The sequence below is a fragment of the Prevotella sp. CAG:255 genome, assembly GCF_000431195.1.
Classification (GTDB): domain Bacteria; phylum Bacteroidota; class Bacteroidia; order Bacteroidales; family Bacteroidaceae; genus Prevotella; species Prevotella rara.
On record NZ_HF986819.1, the window covers coordinates 4,794 to 23,989 of the forward strand.

13 protein-coding genes are annotated in these 19,196 nt (G+C 46.8%); 3 read left to right on the top strand and 10 right to left on the bottom strand.

Annotated elements, in window-relative coordinates; all coding sequences use genetic code 11:
- Positions 1-98: 98 nt before the first annotated feature.
- From QVO66_RS08505 to QVO66_RS08520, 4 genes are all read right to left on the bottom strand, one after another.
- Complete coding sequence (locus tag QVO66_RS08505; protein ID WP_021855046.1) at positions 99-1,466, bottom strand: efflux transporter outer membrane subunit; 1,368 nt, start codon at positions 1,464-1,466, stop codon at positions 99-101.
- A gap of 3 nt (positions 1,467-1,469) precedes the next feature.
- Positions 1,470-4,610 carry an efflux RND transporter permease subunit gene (locus QVO66_RS08510; protein WP_021855047.1) on the bottom strand — a complete coding sequence of 1,047 codons (3,141 nt, stop codon included), beginning with the start codon at positions 4,608-4,610 and terminating at the stop codon, positions 1,470-1,472.
- A 19-nt stretch (positions 4,611-4,629) separates the two neighbouring features.
- Positions 4,630-5,826, bottom strand: a complete 1,197-nt coding sequence (locus QVO66_RS08515) for an efflux RND transporter periplasmic adaptor subunit (RefSeq protein ID WP_193391567.1) — start codon at positions 5,824-5,826, stop codon at positions 4,630-4,632.
- Positions 5,827-6,844: 1,018 nt separating this feature from the next.
- Positions 6,845-7,585 (bottom strand): nitroreductase family protein, encoded by a 741-nt coding sequence (locus QVO66_RS08520; RefSeq protein ID WP_021855049.1) that lies wholly within the window; start codon positions 7,583-7,585, stop codon positions 6,845-6,847.
- 355 nt (positions 7,586-7,940) lie between these two features.
- Here QVO66_RS08520 and QVO66_RS08525 point away from each other — a divergent pair, with 355 nt between their 5' ends.
- Genes QVO66_RS08525 through QVO66_RS08535 form a run of 3 tightly spaced genes read left to right on the top strand, consistent with a single transcriptional unit; the run spans position 7,941 to position 9,969 of the window.
- The gene (locus QVO66_RS08525; protein ID WP_021855050.1) at positions 7,941-8,390 is read left to right on the top strand and encodes a hypothetical protein; all 450 of its coding nucleotides are present in this window, start codon (positions 7,941-7,943) and stop codon (positions 8,388-8,390) included.
- A 13-nt stretch (positions 8,391-8,403) separates the two neighbouring features.
- Positions 8,404-8,604: a helix-turn-helix transcriptional regulator gene (locus tag QVO66_RS08530; RefSeq protein WP_021855051.1), complete on the top strand. Its 201-nt coding sequence runs from the start codon at positions 8,404-8,406 to the stop codon at positions 8,602-8,604.
- Positions 8,605-8,664: 60 nt separating this feature from the next.
- A complete protein-coding gene (locus tag QVO66_RS08535; RefSeq protein ID WP_021855052.1) occupies positions 8,665-9,969 on the top strand; it encodes a hypothetical protein in 1,305 nt (434 codons plus the stop codon).
- Between the two features lie 253 nt (positions 9,970-10,222).
- Here QVO66_RS08535 and dnaA read toward each other — a convergent pair whose 3' ends face one another.
- The 6 genes from dnaA to QVO66_RS08565 form a co-directional block, all read right to left on the bottom strand.
- Entirely contained in the window at positions 10,223-11,635 is a 1,413-nt protein-coding gene (gene dnaA, locus QVO66_RS08540) for a chromosomal replication initiator protein DnaA (RefSeq protein ID WP_021855053.1), read from the bottom strand.
- A 430-nt stretch (positions 11,636-12,065) separates the two neighbouring features.
- Entirely contained in the window at positions 12,066-12,968 is a 903-nt protein-coding gene (locus QVO66_RS08545) for an MlaD family protein (protein WP_021855054.1), read from the bottom strand.
- Positions 12,969-12,983: 15 nt separating this feature from the next.
- The gene (locus QVO66_RS08550; protein WP_288172755.1) at positions 12,984-14,231 is read right to left on the bottom strand and encodes an N-acetylmuramoyl-L-alanine amidase family protein; all 1,248 of its coding nucleotides are present in this window, start codon (positions 14,229-14,231) and stop codon (positions 12,984-12,986) included.
- A 56-nt stretch (positions 14,232-14,287) separates the two neighbouring features.
- A complete protein-coding gene (folB, locus tag QVO66_RS08555) occupies positions 14,288-14,668 on the bottom strand; it encodes a dihydroneopterin aldolase (RefSeq protein ID WP_021855056.1) in 381 nt (126 codons plus the stop codon).
- 14 nt (positions 14,669-14,682) lie between these two features.
- Complete coding sequence (locus QVO66_RS08560) at positions 14,683-17,244, bottom strand: adenosylcobalamin-dependent ribonucleoside-diphosphate reductase (protein WP_021855057.1); 2,562 nt, start codon at positions 17,242-17,244, stop codon at positions 14,683-14,685.
- 254 nt (positions 17,245-17,498) lie between these two features.
- Positions 17,499-18,695 (bottom strand): nucleoside hydrolase-like domain-containing protein, encoded by a 1,197-nt coding sequence (locus QVO66_RS08565; protein WP_288172756.1) that lies wholly within the window; start codon positions 18,693-18,695, stop codon positions 17,499-17,501.
- Between the last annotated feature and the right edge of the window lie 501 nt (positions 18,696-19,196).

Consider the following 19,196-nt stretch of genomic DNA (forward strand, 5'->3'; position numbering starts at 1 on the left):
CGGACAGTCGATAATGACTGTCCGCCCGCTGTATTTTTTATAGAGTCGACAACCTAGACATTCCTGTCTGTGCCTGCCATGTGTTCAGACACATATCCTTACCATCCGCCGCCCAGAGCCTTATACAGGTTCACCTTTGCCAGCTGACTGTCCAACAGAGCATTGCTGAGTCCGATCTGAGCATCGAGGTAAGTACGCTGGGCATCAAGCAAGTCCATATAGCCGATGGCTCCGTTTACATATTGGACAAGAGCAAGCGACAATGCCGTCTTCGACGAGTTCTCCAGGTCGTAGCGTGTCTTGTATATTTCCTTCACCTTATTAAAGTTGGCTATGGCATTATATGCATCCTTGAAAGCCGTCAGAACAGCTTTTTCGTATGCATAAGTAGCACGCTCGTATGCAGCTTTTGCTGCTCTGTGGCGAGCCTTGTTCTTGCCCATGGCAAAAATCGGCTGAAGCAGATTGGCGCTCAAGAAGTGGTAAGGCGAGCTTAACACTCCTTTCAGGTCGTCGCTTTCAGTTCCGAGATATCCTGTCAGCGTTATGTTCGGGAACATGCTTGTGTATGCAACGCCCACTTTTGCATTTGCCGCAATAAGCTGCTGCTCGGCTTCGCGCACGTCAGGACGCCGTTCCAGCAGCGATGAAGGCAATCCTACAGGCAGACTGTCAGGGAAGATAACCTCCTGAGGCAGCGTCGAGCGCTCTATGCGGTGCGGATATTCGCCCGTCAGCAATGCCAGTTCGTTTTCCTTTGTGGTTATCTGCAGTTCAAGGTCGGGCACGAGTGTCTCCGTCCTTGACAATTCCACCTGAGCCTGTCGGTATGTAACCTCAGACGTCAGTCCACCTTCATATCGTATGCGCGCAAGATGTTCGCTTTCCCGGCGTGCCGTTACGGTCTGATGTACGATTGACAGTTCGTTGTCGAGTGCCACAAGTTCATAATATGTCTGTGCCACCTGCGCAATGAGGCTTATCTGCAATGCGCGCCGGTTTTCTACAGAGGCCATGAGTTCGGCTATGCTTTCATCATGTGCCCAGCGCAGTTTTCCCCAGAAGTCGAGTTCCCATGACATTGCAGCCTTCAGGTCAAACTGGTTACTGTTGCCGTGATGTTCTCTTTCCTTCTCGGCGTAGATCTTAGCTCCGAACGCAGGAAACATATTAGCATAGTTTATACGCTTCATCTCTGCCAGCTCTTTTATCCTGGCTGCCGCCATCTGCATGTCCTTGTTGTAGACAAGAGACTTGGATATGAGGCTTTGCAGGATTGTATCCGTGTAAACCTCTTTCCACGAGATGTCGGCCATGGATGTCGAGTCTGTGTTTTCTTCATCAGACAGTGCTGCCGGCAGTTCTATATTCGGACGTGTGTATTTTCTGCCTATCTGACAGGCAGACAGACTTATTGCTGCCGTTAATATCAGCGCATGTATTATGTATTTTAATCCGTGTCTCATAATTTATTGTTGCTGTGCTATCGCTTTTTGTTCCTTGTTCCCTTTCTTAGCCTGCAATCTGTTTTTGGCTTTATATATTGTAATGAAGAAGAATGGAATGAGCTGTATTCCTATGAAGACGGCAGCCAGCATTCCGAAGAACACACCCGTACCGATAGCCTTTCGGCTGGCAGATCCCGGTCCTGAGGCAAGCACCATAGGGAGTATGCCCAATATGAATGCGAACGAGGTCATAAGTATCGGGCGGAAGCGCAGTCTAGCTGCGTGCAGCGTGGCTTTGAGGACATTGACGCCCGCGTCGGTTTCATCCTTGGCAAACTCCACAATAAGTATGGCATTCTTAGCCGCAAGTCCCATAAGCATCACAAGTCCGATCTGGAAGTATGTGTCGTTTTCAAGTCCGCAGACTGCAATTCCGATGTAGGCTCCCAATGCTGCCACAGGCAGCGAGAGCAGCACCGCAATAGGTATGCTCCAGCTTTCATACAGTGCGGCGAGGAACAAGAAGACGAAAATGAATACCAGCGATAGTATTATTCCTGTCTGTCCTCCGGCCTGTTTCTCCTGATATGACAGTCCGCTCCACTCCAGTCCGATATTGTCGGGCAGATGCTCCTTGACAAGTTCTTCCATTATCTCCATGGCCTGTCCTGAACTGTAGCCCTGTGCGGCCGTGCCTCGTATTATTGCCGTGTTGAACATGTTAAAGCGCTTTATACTGCCGGGGCCAGTGGTATATTCGGTGTTGCCCAGCGCAGTCAGCGGAATCATGTCGCCGTTTGACCCGCGGACGAAGTAGAGGCTTATGTTGTCGCGGTGCTCTCTGTATGGGGCTTCAGCCTGTATGTAGACTCGGTAAATGCGGTTGAACATGTTGAAGTCGTTGACATACACCGATCCCGTGTAGGCTTTCATTGTTGAGAACACGTCGGCCATAGGCACACCGAGCATCTTCACCTTGTCTCTGTCGACGTCAAAGTATAGTTGCGGAATTTCTGCCTGCAGCGATGACGACAGGCCTGACAGTTCCTTACGCATTGAGGCATAGTGCATCAGCGTGTCGGCAGCGTTCACCAGGTCGTCATAAGTTGCGTCGCCGTGAGCTTCGAGCTGCATCTCGAATCCTCCCGACGTACCAAGACCGGGAATTACAGGAGGAGTGGACAGATAAAACTTACACTCGGGATATTCCGACAGTTCACGGCCCACGCCGGCCATAATGTCCTCTATTGTATTATCGTCACGCTCTTTCCATTCTTTCAATATAACGGTGAGCTGTGCCCTTGTCTGGCTTGTTCCCACGCGCGGGCTCGATCCTGTTACGTTCTGCACATACTCCACAGCAGGATTCTTCATCAGGAAGCTAACCGCCCTTTCGGTTACGGCACGTGTGCGTTCGAGGGTTGTTCCTTCAGGCATTTCCAGTTCCACGGTGAAGTATCCCTGGTCTTCCGACGGCAGGAAGCTGGTAGGCGTAAGCTTGTTGAATATGAATATGGCAATCAGAATCATGCAGAACCCTACGCCAACGCGACGGGGATTCTTGATTATTCTTGATATTCCGGCTAAATATTTGTTGTTGCCCAGGTCGAGCCACCTGTTGATAGCCGTAAACACCTTGTTCTTAGGCTTGTTTTTGTCCGTGGGCTTGAGTATCAGAGAGCACATCACAGGGCTGAGCGTAAGCGCCACTACCGTAGAAAGCAGCACAGAGATTACGATCGTTACGCTGAACTGGCGGTACAGCTGTCCTGTTATGCCCGACAGGAAACTAACCGGCACGAACACGGCAGCCAGGACAAGCGACGTGGCAACAAGCGCTCCCGTCAGTCCGTTCATGGCCTTCTTGGTGGCTTCATACGGACTGAGATGCTCCTCTTCCATTATGCGCTCCACGTTCTCCACGACTACAATGGCATCGTCTACCACAAGGCCTATGGCAAGCACAAGGCCAAGCAGGGTGAGCATGTTGAGCGAGAAGCCCAAAATCAACATGAAGCCGAACGTTCCTATCAGTGATATCGGCACGGCCACAAGCGGGATGAGTGTGGCACGCCAGCTCTGAAGGAAGAGGAACACGACGACGATAACGAGTACAAGTGCTTCAAACAGAGTCTTGTACACCTCGTGGATCGACTCCGATATGTATGTCGTCATATCGAACGGTATCTCGTATTTTACGCCCTCCGGGAAGTTGTGGCTTATCTCCTCCATTGCCTTCTTCACATTCTCAGCCACTTCCATCGCGTTTGCACCGGGGAGCATGTATATGCCGAGCACGGCAGCATTGCCGCCGTTTATTCCACTTTCGGTATTGTACGACTGCGCTTCGAGAGAAACGCGGGCTACATCTCTCAGTCGTATGAACGAACCGTCGGCATTGGCCCTCAGTACGATTTCCTCAAACTGGCCAACAGAAGACAGACGTCCTTGTGCCGTGATGGGTATCGTGAAGTCGAGTCCCTTTACGGGCTGCTGGCCCAATACGCCGGCCGCCGACTCGCGGTTCTGGTCTTTCAGGGCGTTCTGCACGTCCTGCACCGTAAGGCCGAAGCTTGCCAGTCGCGCAGGGTCAAGCCATATCTGCATGGCATAGTAGCGGCTGCCCACGTTAGACACGCGCCCCACTCCCGGTATTCGCCTCAACAGGTCGACCACGTTGAGTGTGGCAAAGTTGCTGAGATATATTTCGTCAAACTTTTCATCGTTTGATGTCAGACAGATAGTCATCAGCTGGCTTGCTGCCTGCTTTTCTATCTCGATACCGTTTTGCACCACCTCGGCCGGCAGACGCGACTCTGCCAGTTTTATGCGGTTCTGTATTTCCACAGCCGACAGGTCGGGGTCGGCAGAAATGTCAAACGTAACTGTCGCCGAGAACGAACCGGAATTGGAACTGTTTGACTCCATGTAAATCATGCCCGGAGTTCCGTTCAGCTCCTGCTCTATAGGCGTGGCCACAGCCTGCGACACCGTGAGCGCGCTGGCTCCCGGATAGGAGGCGCTGATCTTTACCACCGGAGGCGTTATTTGCGGATACTGGTCTATGGGCAGCATTGTCAGTCCGATAAGTCCAACAATGACTATGAGGACTGATATTACTATCGAAAAGACCGGTCTGTCTATGAAGAAGTTTACTTTCATCTATTCGGAAGCTTTTATTTTAATTGGTTTTCGCTTGCGGACGGACCGCAGTCTTCTTTCTGTTGGCTACGCGTACTTTCATTCCTGGCGTAAGCTTGTGGTATCCCTCGCTGATTATGGTTTCGCCGGGGGCGAGTCCTCTCTCCACCACAACCTTGTTGCCGAACTCAGGGCCAAGCTCGATAAAGCGGCGCTCGGCCGTAGAGTCGCGCCTCATTACGAAGACATAGGCTCCACCCTTCTCTATGATGAGTGCCTTCTGCGGCACAACAGTTGCGTTTTCGCGGACATCGAGCAATGCGTGCACTTTCGTAAACTGTCCCGGAAGCAGCACGTGATCAGGGTTGGGCATCTCTGCACGTACAGAGAATGTTCCAGTCTTCGGACTTACCTGCGGTTCGGCAAAGTCGACGAGTCCCTTATATGGATATGTGCTGTTGTCGGGCAGCGTTATTGTTACATACGGCTGCCATGAGCGAGACGAGTCGCGCTGTCCGAGGTTAATGTTTCTCTCTTTGCTCTTAAGATAGTCGAGCGCTGTCATGCTGAAGTCTATCAGCACGGTGTCGCTCTTCACAACGGTGGCAAGCAGCGACTTGCCGCCCGTGCCGACAAGTGTGCCAAGGTCTACAAGTCTCTCGCTGATATATCCTGATATCGGCGAGCGCACGTAGGTGTAGCTCAGTTCCTGTTCAGCCTGAACAAGGTCGGCACGGCTCATGCCCATGCTTGCAACGGCCGTCTCATACGCTGCTGTGGCGTTGTCAAGGTCAAGGCGGCTGGCAGCATTCTGCTCAAACAAGGGGCGTATGCGCTCAAGGTCGCGTCTGGTCTTCAGCACCAGGGCCGAGTCCTTGCGCAGCTGCGCGCGCGCCTTGTCTACCTTTGCCTTATACTGGCGCTGGTCGATCACGAAGAGTATCTGGTCTTTTTTCACGTATGTTCCTTCTGCGAAGGCCATTCGTTCAAGAAAGCCTTCTACCCTGGCGCGCACCTCTACAAACTGATGTGCACGTATGCGGCCCACATAGTCGCCGTAAATCTTGACGTCTTCCACGCCGACTTTCTCTACAGAAACGACGGGTATCTCAGGTGCCTTTTTCTTAGGCCATGTTAGGATAACGTATCCTGCTATTACGGCTACGATGCAACAGGACATCAGAATCAGGCGTTTTTTGCGCAACTTTAATTCTTTCTTGGCGAAAAATTGTTTTATTTTCATCATGGATTGTCAGTATGTTGATACTTTAGGATTATTTGTAACTAATAATTTTTTGTCTCAATATTGTTCGCTCATTTATGGTTTAATGCCCGCAGGCAGCATCTTGCTATGAGCTGTTTTTGCAACTTTCAGCATTCATTCAAAGACAGGGCCATGCAGTTCCTTTGCTTGCATTGTCTCGATGGCTTCCTGTCATTATTGTATATTTCGTGTCTTTATCATCTGCAAATATAGTCTTTTAGTTTCATACAGCCAAACAAAGGCATGACGTACTGACTGTTTAGCATTAAATTGGCAAAAGTTAAGCGGGTCTTTATCCAAATTGGTCATTTCCGTCAGGCAGGATAGCCGTTTTCTGCTGTCGCTGTTTTTTTATTGACATTGCTCCCATGCCAGCAAAAAAGCTAACGAAAATCCGTTCAATATAAAACAAAATCACGGCCGAACGCATCAATATTTTTGTAACGGTCAGCCCAATGTGCCTAATGACAGGGCTCGGTTTAAAGGCATCAAAAGGCGGATAATTTTAAAGGGGCAAAAAATCATAAGAGAAACAGGCACCTAACATTAACAAACGTTCAAAACAAGTGCAATTTCCGCGCTGACTATAAGCAAAACAAGATGTATTGGTTTCAAATCATTAACCTATCGTTTACGGGTCAAAACTCGGCCACTTTTGATGCAAAAGTGGCCGAGTTTTTTATCAAAAACAAATGAGTTATAACTGCTAATCCGAAGTTTCAAGATATTTCAACAGCATGAGTTTAATATTTTGGCTGCCGGCCCTACCTTCATACTGCTAAATTATACCTGTTTTGGTCAGCTGCAAAGGCCGCGCGGTTTTGCTGCAATATCTCTCAAGATTATCATAAAAGCCCATGACACACATGGAATTGCCAGGCGTATCATGGGCCGTATAATGTATTTTGTTAAACGCAGAGAGACGGCATCTGACGTTACAGACGTGCCATACCTCACTCTGCTCCGACCTGCAAGGCCGGCAAAAAATGTCTTATCCGATGAAGCCCTGACGTTTAAGAGCCTCCATCATACCAGCCGACATAGCCTCGTTGTCTTTCTTGGTGTAGCGTATGTCGGTGAATATCTGCGCAAGAGTTTCCTTATTGTTTATCTTTACAAACTCGCGGTTCTCCTCAAGTGCCTCTTTTTCGGCATAATACTTGTCGATGTCGGCAGGAGTATAGTCGTGGTATGTCTCGCTGTGTACAAACGAAGCGAGCGGCAGACGGTCGGTGAGCGGCGGATTTTCGTCGGGCCAGCCCAGTGTTATCGTAGCCACAGGCATGACGAGCTTTGGCAGACCGAGCACGTCGATAATCATCTGCGGCATATATACGGTGGTGCCGAGATAGCAGAGGCCGAGCCCTTCTTCCTCGGCAAGGTTACAGAAGGTCTGTGTGTAGAGCAGTGCGTCTGAAGCTGCGTTGATGAACGACAGGAAATTGTCGTATCCCGGCTCGGCCTTGCGGCAGCGGCACCATGTGCTTGCGCGGTTGAAGTCGGCACATATCGTGAGCACCACGGGAGCCTGAGTAACCATAGGCTGGTTGAAATGAGCCGGGGCAAGCTTGGCCTTCATCTCGTCAGAGCGTGTAACCACCACGCTGTAGAGCTGCATGTTGCCCATAGTCTGCGTGCGTGCAGCCTCTGTCAGCAGGCGGCTGAGCAGTTCTTCACTTACTTCCTTGTCTGAATATTTGCGTATGCTACGCCTTGTGTTTATTGTCTTCATATATTCTTAATATTTAATGTCTTATGTTGCTGTGCCTTTTGTCGGCAGTCTGTGTGATGTGGCTTTGCCTTAAGGTGCGGCGTCTGCCATGTGCAAAGTTAATCAAATTTCCCGTATTATGCTGTCTTGCCTTTTCAATTATATTATTTTAAAACAGCCAGGTCAACATATCTTATGATGCTCAGTTCAATCGTTGAATATTGTCGGGCGTATGGTTTGAGTAAGTAAAAATGTAAAATTAACATGATTTAATGTAAAGCACACTTGTCTTTATGGAAAGTTTAGTTATCTTTGCGACATAACATTACACACATATCCGAAGCACATAAATGAATAACCTTAAAATTTTACGATTATGAAGAAGTATTTTTTGTTGCCTCATTGCTATGCTAAGACTGGCCTTTGTCTTATGGTATTGTTTTTAATAATGTTTGGCATAGACTTGGCAGGAGCTGCACCTAAAATTAAGGTACCCATGCCATATATTGTTAATGAAATCATTGGTGAAAACGCATGGTTCGGAATACTACCTTCCGAGGATATGTATATGGAGATATGGATGCTCGGCATTTTCATTTCGCTGCTGTTTATCGCCATGAGCAAGGAAAAGACCGAAGACGAAATGATAATGCAGATAAGACTCAAATCGGTGTTTTTCTCACTTTGGTTTACGTCTGTCTTGTTTGTTGTAGAAACTTTGTTCTTTTTCAACATTGCCTATGCCTACAGTCTTTGGGCCACTCTTTATGTATTGCTGATTGTCTTTATCATAAAGTTCCGTTACGAAATTCATCAACTTAAATAGCTTAAAAACAAAAATGAAAAATACAATAAAGGTAGAACGCGCCATAAAAGATATAACCCAACAGGATTTGGCCGTGGCGATAGGAGTCAGCCGTCAGACTATAAACTCTATAGAATCGGGCAGATATGTGCCTTCTACATTGCTGGCACTGAAGATTGCAGCATATTTCGGCAAGACGGTGAACGACATTTTTCAGCTTGAAGACGGCGACTGAACAGCTTTATTATTCTGTTTTGAAAAGCGATATTGAATGGAAATAAACAAGAATAGGGATATGAACAATAAGGTTTTATTGCTTTCGGTCTGCTTTTTCCTTTCTGTTCTGGCGTGCCGGGCACAGCATATTGACGATTATGTCTTGAACATAAGCAAAATAAATCAGGACGAGGCCAACATGCACGTCAGCTGTTCGTTCATTATAGATTTTCAGAAATCAGACAGTATTGTAATGAATTTCGGCGGCGACGGCAAGCTTTCTGTTGAAAACCTTACCATTCAGACAGACACATCCTCACTGAAATACAGCTATCAGCCTGATGCAAGGAAACTTGTGTTCAAAAAGATTCAAGGCCGAAACATTGGTGTAAAGATGAACTACAACTACACAAACCTCTCGGCTTTCTTTATCTATGGAGGCGGAACGGTAGAGTTGTGGGAGACAAGCTTCAACGAGCATTATTATCCTTACCTGCCAGACTGCTATGCAGACATCACATTAAACTTGGAGTTGCCTGACTCTATCTTTCCCTTATGCTCTTATCCCCTTAAACATACCGGCAGCGGCAAGTACGGCTGCCGGATTAATGGCATGCTACAACAGTCGTTATCGCTCGCGTTATTACAGAAAGATGCATACATCCTCACAACGACCGGCGAGCCTTACAACATGGACATATATCAGATTACAGGCATGCAATGCAGCAAAAGGCGATACGACGAGCTGCTCGAACTTGCCCGTGCAAGCATATCATATTTCGGCAAAATATATGGCGATGAATATTTATGCCCGCAAAGGGGCATAACACAATATCCCGCTTTCGTGTTTCATAACGGAAAAGGCTTCAGCAACAGATACAACATAGGATTTATCTCGGCCTCACAGGAGAAATTCTCAACATACCCCGACATCTATCCGCTTGTGCACGAGATAGGCCACAGATGGCTTGGCGAATGGACACTGCTCATTCGAGACGGACAGCCCGGAGCGTATTTTATTAAAGAGTCGCTGAATGAATTTATGACGCTGATGTTCCTAAGACATCATTTTGGCAATGATTTGTATCTGTCGCTGATTGAAAAATATAACGCTGAATATCAGAAAATCATAAATACGCCACAGGACGAACCGGTTGTCAATCTCGTAGAAAATAACAACAATACTGTTGTTTACAGAAAAGGGCCGCTGATTTTAGACCGTTTCGCAAAAGAAATTGGATACGAAAACTGCATAAGCCTAATATCTTCATTTTATCAAAAGTATGCAGGAAAGCCGAATCTGAAATATTCTGACTTCATCAACTTAGTCAACAGCACTTGGCCAAATGCCGCAAACAAGCTTAAAAACTGGATAGAGAATTAAGTTCAGTTTAACTGTTATCGCTCTGCAGAAATCCTGACAAACGTTGAACTGATTATCACTTCTGCACACACGACAGACTATGCAAAGTTAAACAAAAAGCAAGACGAAAAGAAGGGAAATGACCAACAATAGCAACAGCATAGCAGCAGAAATAGTCAAATGCCGGCTAATAACATGCAAAAGGAAACATTTCGCTTTATTGAAGTACAGAAACAAAACGAAAAAAGGGGATAAACAAATATCCCCTTTTTAATTATTTCTTAAGTTTAAATGAATTTTCAATGCTTGCAATTTCATCGCTGAACAGCTTATCTGTCTTTATGCGCTGCTCTATCTGTGTGCAGCTGTGTATTACGGTAGAATGGTCGCGACCTCCGATAAGCTTGCCAATACGTGATGCCGGCATCTTGGTGTACTTCTGTGCAAGATACATCGACACCTGACGTGCAGTTACATAATCACGCTTACGGCTGCGGCTGGCCACTGCTGCGGTGGTAACGTTGAAATGATTGCAAACCGTATCAAGAATGTCGTCTATCGTCAACGGCTCATTATCTATCTTAACCGCCCTCTTTATCACTCTCTCCGCAAGGCGCATGTCAATCTTGCAGTTGTAAACCACAGAGAAAGCCAACAGAGAGTTGATGACACCCTCAAGTCCGCGCACGCTGTAGTTAGCCGTCTGCGCAATGAAATAAACCACATCTTCTGGGATGGTCAGTCCGTCGCGCTTGATCTTGCTGTTAAGAATGTCCACACAAAGCTGAATGTTAGGTTTCTCAAGCTCTGCTATAAGTCCGCAGCTGAAACGTGTCAGCAGGCGGTCGCTCATGCCCTGAAGATCAACAGGAGGACGGTCGCACGCGAGAATTATTCTCTTGCCGTTACGGAACAAGTGATTAAATATATGGAAGAATGTTTCCTGTGTCTTTGCAGCCGACACCCACTCCTGAATATCATCAACAATAAGCATGTCTATCGTCTGATAGAAGTTGATGAAATCGTTAGTTCTGTTGTTCAATACGGCATTGGTATACTGCACCTGAAACAGTCTTGCGCTGATATACAGCACCCTTTTCTGCGGATAAATCTCCTTGGTGCGCACACCGATGGCATTGATAAGGTGTGTCTTACCGCATCCGGACGGACCGTAAATAAACATCGGGTTAAACTGAGTGGTGTTAGGATGTTCCGCAATAGACAGTCCGACAGCTCTCGGCAACTTGTTGCTGTCACCTTCAATATAGTTTGCAAAAGTATGTCGGGGATTCAGCTGTGAGTCTATCTGCTGGGGCTGTGCCGCATCAAGCGTAGTAGGCGACTGGTTTACACGTGTTCTGCGTGTAACTGTCTGCTCGATGTTCACCACCGGGTCGGCCTGAATCTGCTGTGATATATTGTTAGTCTTATCCACCATCACGCGGTAGTTAAGACGTATGCCTTTTCCATAAATCCGTACAAGCACCTTGTTCAGCAGTCCTGCATAGTTTTCTTCAATGTATTCGGCGACAAACTGGCTCGATACTTGAAGCAAAAGCGTTCTGTTCGACTCGTTGAACGATTCGAAAACAATAGGCTTGAACCATGTGTTAAACTGCTGTTCCGAGACATTTTCCTTTATCAGCAAAAGGCAGTTATCCCAGAGCGCACGGGGATTATTACTCATATATTAAGATCAGATTATTATGTCTTTCGACGCCTTTTTAAGCGTCTGCAAATTTCGTAATTTTTATTGAAATACACAAATATGCCGATTTAATTCATTTTAAATGATTTATTGTAAATGTCGGGAATAAGGCATTTTATGGCGTGTTTTGAAACATTAATGTAATATTGCCACTTGCATATTTATAAGTACCTGAAAAATAGCGACTTGCACACTGCAGAAAAGGTACGGGCTATGTCGATGCATATAAGACGGAAAAAGTCAGAAAGTGGTATATACTAATATGTTCCGAAAGATTTGTCAATCGTTTCGGAACATATTTTATTATTTAGACAAATTTTAAATTAGCTAAAAGCAAGATGATAATTTAACAGCAAATGCCTGCAAACGTTGTCTCTGCCATGGCTATAGACAAGCTTTTACATCCTTATTAATTGTCCTTTCTTCCAAAAAGTGAGAAGTGAACATAGCGCTTGGGATGAGCCTTGAGGTCAATAAGCAAAGAGTCGGCCGAGCGCATAGTGCTGTTAAGATTGTTATATAATGACGGATCACGCATCAGCAGTCCTATCGTACCCTCATTGCTGTTAAGCTTGGCTGTAAGTTCTTCTACATTAGCCAGTGTTGCGTCAACTTTAGCCATAGTGCCTTCAACATCGATATTGTTGAGTTTCTTTGCAAGAAGGTTGGCATTGTATAGTGTACTGTCTGCACGGCTAACCACACCGGGAACACTTCGGTTGAGTCCGGCAAGGAGAGTGTTTATGCGTGTAGTGGTTACAGTAAGATTACCAGTTATGGTATTCACATTATGCAGCGACTGTGCTATGGCAGGATCAGCCAGCAAGATGTTGAGAGTGGTAACGATAGAGTCGAGCTTTGGCAACATACCCATAACCACCGGCACCATATCCTTCATTTTTCCCAGTGCGCCATCGTTAATTCCACCCATAATTGTCTCACCTGGCATCACGCGTTCTCTCGGATTTGTAGCCAACAGCAAGTTTACTTTTACGTTGCCGAGCATATCGCTAACGATCTCAGCACTACTGCCCTTAGGTATGCGCAGTTCCTGATCGATGTCGGCCTCGACCATTATCTCGCCCGACTTATTATAATCATATTTTATGTTTTTCACCACCCCCACCTTATATCCGTCGGCATAAATCGGACTTGAAGAAGATAGTCCGCTGATGTTCTTGAACGAGATATAATATTTGTTGGCTGATGAAAACAGATTCAGTCCTTTAAGAAAATTCATTCCGAAAAAAAGTATCACCAGTCCGCACACGGCTACTAAGGCAATCTTTATTTCTTTTGTTAAAAACTTCATAATTTAATCTCCTTTCTATTTAGACTTAAACTCACGTATTGCTTGATTGACGTTCATTTTCTTTCCGTTTTTGAATGCTATGATAAACGCTTCGGGAAACTTGTCGAGAATCGTTTTGCGCAGACGATAAATCTCATTGTAGTCGGTCGACGAACCATAGGTGTATTTCACAAGGTCGTTCTCCTTATAAGACTCTACATTCTCAAGCCCTTTAAACTGGCTGCTGCCGGGACGCAGCATACGGCTGCTGGCCAATATCTGCACCTTAAACACAGGCTTATCCACAGGTTCGTCGGCAATCTCTTGTGTTTTTTCCTTGCTGTCACTGTCCGCCTTTTCCTTAGGCTGCTCCTCTACACGAGGACGCGGCGTTTCTGTCCTGCGCCTTGTCTGCTTACGTGTTTGGGGCTTTTCCTTTTCATCATTGCCGTCATCAGGCACAATAGACGGGATATTTATACTATTATCTTTAGGTGAGCTGTAAGGAACAGTAAAGCCTTTATTGTATTTGTCCTTATATTTAACAAAGGCCTGATATATGCCCTTTGCCATTTTGTCTATGTTGTTTTTGTCATTGAGGAAGCGCTCCTCGTCGGGTGTTGTTATGAAGCCCAGTTCAATAAGACACGCCGGCATGGAAGTTTCTCGCAACACCAGGAACACGTCCTGCTTAACACCCTTATTCTGTCGTCCGGCAGTTGAACAAACGCTGCTCTGCACATACTTGGCCAGCTCTACGCTCTTCGACATATTACGGTCGTGTATGAACTCAAACATGATTGTGCTTTCGGGCGAATTAGGATCGTAGCCTTCATAGCGTTCCTTATAGTCCTTCTCTATCATGATGACAGAGTTCTCACGCTTTGCCGCACTCAGCTTTTCGTCCGAACGCCTCATACCCATCGTGTACGTTTCAAGTCCGCGGGCTATATGTCCTGCCGGCAGCGCATTGGTGTGTATAGAGATGAACACGTCGGCCTTGTTCTTGTTTGCTATGTCGGCACGCTTGTGCAACGGAACAAACACGTCGGTCTTGCGCGTGTAAATAACCTTTACGTCGGGACAGTTGCGCTCAACGTATCGGCCAAAGGCCAAAGCCACATTAAGATTAATGTCTTTTTCGTAAGAGAAAGAACCCTTTGCACCCGAGTCATGTCCTCCGTGCCCTGCGTCGATAACAAGCGTGAAAGGTTTGTCCGCGCCGAATACAGCTGCGGAGAAAGACACTAACACCAACAGAAAGAATATTATCTTTTTTATCATGAGTGCTTTATTACAGATACAAAGGTAGTTATAAATTGCAGAAAAACTGCAATAAGTCAAATAGTTTTATCATTTATTAAGTGTAATTCAACCGACGCGCTGCCAATATCAGCCCCCATCGGCGGATTTATCTTTGCCACAGATATGTCTATGGCCTCAACAAGAGGTAGCTGACTGAATATGCGCCTGCCTATCCTGCCCGCCACATGTTCGAGCAGGCAGGAAGGCTTTTGCATCTCCTTATTTATGATTTCAAAAATCTCAGCATAATTAAGCGTGTCGGCTACGTCGTCGCTCTCAAGCGAATTGTCGAGCGGATACTTTGCGCGAAGGTTGACGACATACTCGCCGCCCGTCTCGCGCTCTTGCGGGAGCACGCCGTGACGCGCAAAAAAGCGCAAGTCGTTAAGACATATAAAACCTGAGACCAGTTTCATAATCATCTTATGATTTATCCACAGCGTGATGCGCCGCAGTTTTTACAGATAAGACATCCCTCCTGATAAACGAGAGTTTCCTGACCGCACACCGGACATTTCTGTCCCTTGGCCTCTGTGCCGTCAACAATATACTTCTTCAGGGCACGCTCAACACCGTTCTTCCATGTGTTGATGCTCTCGCTCTTAAGCTGCAGCGAACCAACGAGCTTGATTACATGCTCTATAGGCATACGATAGCGCAATACGCCTGAAATAAGCTTTGCATAGTTCCAGTATTCAGGGTTGAACTTCTCGCTCAGACCTTCAACAGTGGTCTTATATCCGCGCTTGTTCTCAAACTGGAAGTCGTAGCGGCTCTTGCCGGTTTCGTCCTTATGCTTGATAATCTTACCCTTTGTTACAGTCTTCGGCAGAACGATGCCTTCCTCGTCGTCCTGCAGACCTGTGAATATCTCGTATGGATATCCGTTGAGAAGGCCTACGAACGCAACCCATTTCTCCTTGTTATTCTGGAAACGCACGACATCACACTCGAGCACAGCAGGCCTTACCTCAGTAACTTCGGGATGACGGCACAACGGAGCTTGCTTCTTCTGATTGTCGTCGTTGTTCTTTTTCTTCTTTTCTACGGCTATCATCACGCCTGAACGCGAACCGTCGCGATATACGGTGCAGCCCTTGCATCCTGATTTCCAGGCCTCAACATAAAGACGGTTTACCAAAGCCTCGTCTACATTATTGGGCAGGTTTATGGTTACGCTGATACTGTGGTCTACCCATTTCTGTATTGCACCCTGCATGCGCACCTTCATCAGCCAGTCGACATCGTTGGCTGTTGCTTTATAATAAGGTGACTTTGCCACCAGTTCGTCAAGTTCTTCCTGAGTATATTTCTTCTCAGTGTCAATGCCGTTTATCTTCATCCACTCGATAAACTTGCGGTGATAAACGATATACTCTTCAAACGAGTCGCCTACCTCGTCGACAAAGTCAACATGCACATCGGCATCATTCGGGTTAACCTTGCGGCGACGCTTATAAACAGGCATGAATACAGGCTCGATACCGCTTGTTGTCTGCGTCATCAGACTGGTTGTGCCTGTAGGCGCAATGGTCAGACAGGCTATGTTGCGGCGGCCATATTTAGCCATATCCTCATACAGCTGCGGGTCGGCCTCCTTTATACGGTTGATGAACGGATTGTTCTCCTCGCGCTTAGTATCATAAATTTCAAAAGCACCGCGCTCCTTGGCCATTTCCACAGACGAGCGGTAAGCAGCAAGCGCCAATGTCTTGTGCACCTCAACAGAGAAGTCGGTTGCCTCCTGCGTACCGTAGCGCAGCCCCATGGCAGCTATCATGTCGCCCTCGGCCGTGATGCCCACGCCTGTACGGCGGCCCATTCCGCTCTTTCTCTTTATCTTCTCCCACAGGTGATACTCTGTGCTCTTCACCTCGTCGCTCTGCGGGTCGGTCTTTATCTTAGCCATTATCTGGTCTATCTTCTCAAGCTCCATGTCCACAATGTCGTCCATTATGCGCTGAGCCAGGGCTACATGCTTGCGGAACAGTTCATAATTGAAGTATGCCTTGTCTGTGAAAGGATTAACCACATAAGAATAAAGGTTGATAGACAGCAGACGGCATGAGTCGTAAGGACAGAGAGGAATCTCACCGCACGGATTGGTAGACACGGTGCGGAAGCCCAGGTCGGCGTAGCAGTCAGGTATGCTCTCGCGTATTATCGTATCCCAGAACAGCACGCCGGGCTCGGCGCTCTTCCATGCGTTGTGTACAATCTTCTCCCACAGCTTTCGCGCGCTGATGTCTTTTGTCACCTGCGGTGTGGCGCTGTCGATGGGGAACTGCTGAACATACTCTCTGTCTTCCGTGGCACAGCGCATAAACTCGTCGTCAATCTTTACCGACACGTTAGCACCTGTTATCTTGCCTTCGGTCATCTTGGCGTCGATGAAAGCCTCGCTGTCGGGATGCTTTATGCTCACTGAGAGCATGAGAGCGCCGCGACGTCCGTCTTGTGCCACCTCGCGTGTAGAGTTGCTGTAGCGCTCCATGAAAGGCACAAGTCCGGTAGATGTCAGTGCCGAATTATTCACAGGCGAACCTTTCGGACGCAGGTGAGACAAGTCGTGACCAACGCCTCCGCGGCGCTTCATCAGCTGCACCTGCTCCTCGTCAACACGCAGTATAGCTCCATAAGAGTCAGCATCGCCGTCAAGACCGATAACAAAGCAGTTTGACAAAGATGCCACCTGATGATGGTTGCCTATACCCGTCATGGGGCTTCCTGCCGGAACGATATACTTAAAATGGTCGAGCAGTTCGAACACTTCCTCGGCACTAATCGGATTTTTATATTTATTTTCAATTCTGGCCACTTCGTTGGCTATACGCCAGTGCATGTCGGCGGGCGACTTTTCAAAGATGTTGCCAAAACTGTCTTTCAGTGCATACTTGTTTACCCACACTCTGGCAGCGAGTTCGTCACCGCCAAAATAGGCCAAAGAAGCCTGATAGGCCTCTTCAAAAGAGTAAATTTTATTATTTTCCATGATGGCAGAAGTAATTTGAGTGGTGCAAATCTACGAACATTTTTTCATAAAAAGAAATACTTTTCGGAATATTTTTCCCGTTTAAAGCTCTAAAAAGTTCACCAAAAAAGTCAACTCAGAATCTTATTTTTCGCAACTAGTTGAATAATAGAGAGATTCAGCACGTTGATGAAACTTATTCTTTACCACAGAATGTTTAACTGGCTGATTTTCACGTCTTACAAGAAGGGTCTTTTTCAGCAAGCAGAATGTAATCATCTGTCTTTCAGCCAGTTCCATCTCTCCGTCCAATCTTCAAGTATTTCGTGGCGCTGCTTTCTTATCAGTCCGGCTCCTTGCCACGGCCCCTCAAAATACTCTTTATCGCCACAATCTGTAAACCAGTTGCCGCCAACGGCATAGTCATCCTTACAACGCTTGCCCGGCCACATTCTGTCAACAACGAATGTGCCATGTTGTCCGTCAAATTCTTTTATACCAGAACTCACAGTGTAACTAAGCACTGCAGGAGCCTTTGGCGAATATCTCACGGCATAAAGCCCGTTGCCCAAATAATATCCGGGCCATGTCTGACGGTCGATAGTTGCGGTGAAGCATACAGAATCCTGATCAATGTCGAGTTGTTCAGGCCCCTTCATGCGCAGCTCAATCACTGAATAAACCGGTACGGTGTCGTTAAGCGTTGTTGCACGCTCAAACACTCTGCGCGACGTATATGCCGTGCGTCTGAAACTTCCTCCCCAGCAGCTTTCCTTTTCCGGGTCATCAGGATTGCCGTCCATCATATACAACAGCGAAGGCGTGTCGCCCATCTTTACCCTACCTTTATAATAGTTTATAAAGTCGGCACCCATGTGTCCTGCCCCGCTCATCACGCGTTCATAATAACGGCTGTCGACCTCTCCGTCCCTTTTGCCGTCGGCTATCAGTCCGCGGTATGTGGCATTATTTTCTATCATCCACACATCCGGAAAATTTTCTGCTATATAGGCATAGCTGTTTACGCCCCACTTTTTGTTTGGTCCGCCTATATAATATATCCTTATTTTGTCCTTTATGTCGGGCGCATCGTGCAAGGCCTGAGCCACATCCTCGAGCGTTCCCCACACAAGTATCCACAGCGGGCGGTCGCTCTGCCGGCGCGCCTGTCTCACTATCCATTCTGAACCTTCCGTAGGCTCATCGTAGCCTTTGAAAGGCGCCAGCCCGCGCCTTCCCTGCTTGCAGATACGGCGCAGCGAGTCAGGCAAAACAAGTCCAGCCGCATGTTTCTTCAGCCCGTCATAGTCTTTCTCATATATGCCGATCATGCGCCTTATTTCGTCTGCCGAGCCGCTGCCGAACGACGGCGACGAGACAAGTCCTTCTATGTCGAACATGTCGTTATACATAAGCAGGTGAATCATCGACTGGTTGTCGTCAGGGTCAGTGCCTCCAATATCGCTGCTCACGATAATCCTCGGCCTCTCCGGTCTCGGCTTTTGAGCATGCGCAAAAAGAGAAAACATCGACAATAGTAATAGTAAGACTGTTATATTATGTTTCTTCATTTCCTTGGCTAATAATCATCTGCAAAGATAGTGAAAGACGAGAGAAATACAAAAAGAAGCTTGCTTATTTTTTATTACCGAGCCGCAGCCTATCTTATTCAAAGATAGTGAAAGGTGAGAGCAGTACAAAATTATAAACGCAGTTTTTTATTTTGAAGCGCCGTGCCGCATCCTATCTTATTAAAAATGAGAAACACACGAAGAAAGCCATGGAAAAACCAACTTAGCCCTAAATCATTAGGATTAAGACCAAATCCTGTTATATATTAAACGGATTACCACTTGCTATTTTTCCTGCATAACAGGATATGTAAAATATAATAAGGATTCATTTAAACACATATACGGAATAACGACAGGTTTAGGTTTAAATTATCAGACAAAAACAGCCTTATCACTTCT

Coding starts and splice junctions, on each gene's coding strand:
- QVO66_RS08505 (WP_021855046.1), bottom strand. CDS start 1,466: ATGAGACACGGATTAAAATACATAATACATGCGCTGATATTAACGGCA.
- QVO66_RS08510 (WP_021855047.1), bottom strand. CDS start 4,610: ATGAAAGTAAACTTCTTCATAGACAGACCGGTCTTTTCGATAGTAATA.
- QVO66_RS08520 (WP_021855049.1), bottom strand. CDS start 7,585: ATGAAGACAATAAACACAAGGCGTAGCATACGCAAATATTCAGACAAG.
- QVO66_RS08525 (WP_021855050.1), top strand. CDS start 7,941: ATGAAGAAGTATTTTTTGTTGCCTCATTGCTATGCTAAGACTGGCCTT.
- QVO66_RS08530 (WP_021855051.1), top strand. CDS start 8,404: ATGAAAAATACAATAAAGGTAGAACGCGCCATAAAAGATATAACCCAA.
- QVO66_RS08535 (WP_021855052.1), top strand. CDS start 8,665: ATGAACAATAAGGTTTTATTGCTTTCGGTCTGCTTTTTCCTTTCTGTT.
- dnaA (WP_021855053.1), bottom strand. CDS start 11,635: ATGAGTAATAATCCCCGTGCGCTCTGGGATAACTGCCTTTTGCTGATA.
- QVO66_RS08545 (WP_021855054.1), bottom strand. CDS start 12,968: ATGAAGTTTTTAACAAAAGAAATAAAGATTGCCTTAGTAGCCGTGTGC.
- QVO66_RS08550 (WP_288172755.1), bottom strand. CDS start 14,231: ATGATAAAAAAGATAATATTCTTTCTGTTGGTGTTAGTGTCTTTCTCC.
- folB (WP_021855056.1), bottom strand. CDS start 14,668: ATGAAACTGGTCTCAGGTTTTATATGTCTTAACGACTTGCGCTTTTTT.
- QVO66_RS08560 (WP_021855057.1), bottom strand. CDS start 17,244: ATGGAAAATAATAAAATTTACTCTTTTGAAGAGGCCTATCAGGCTTCT.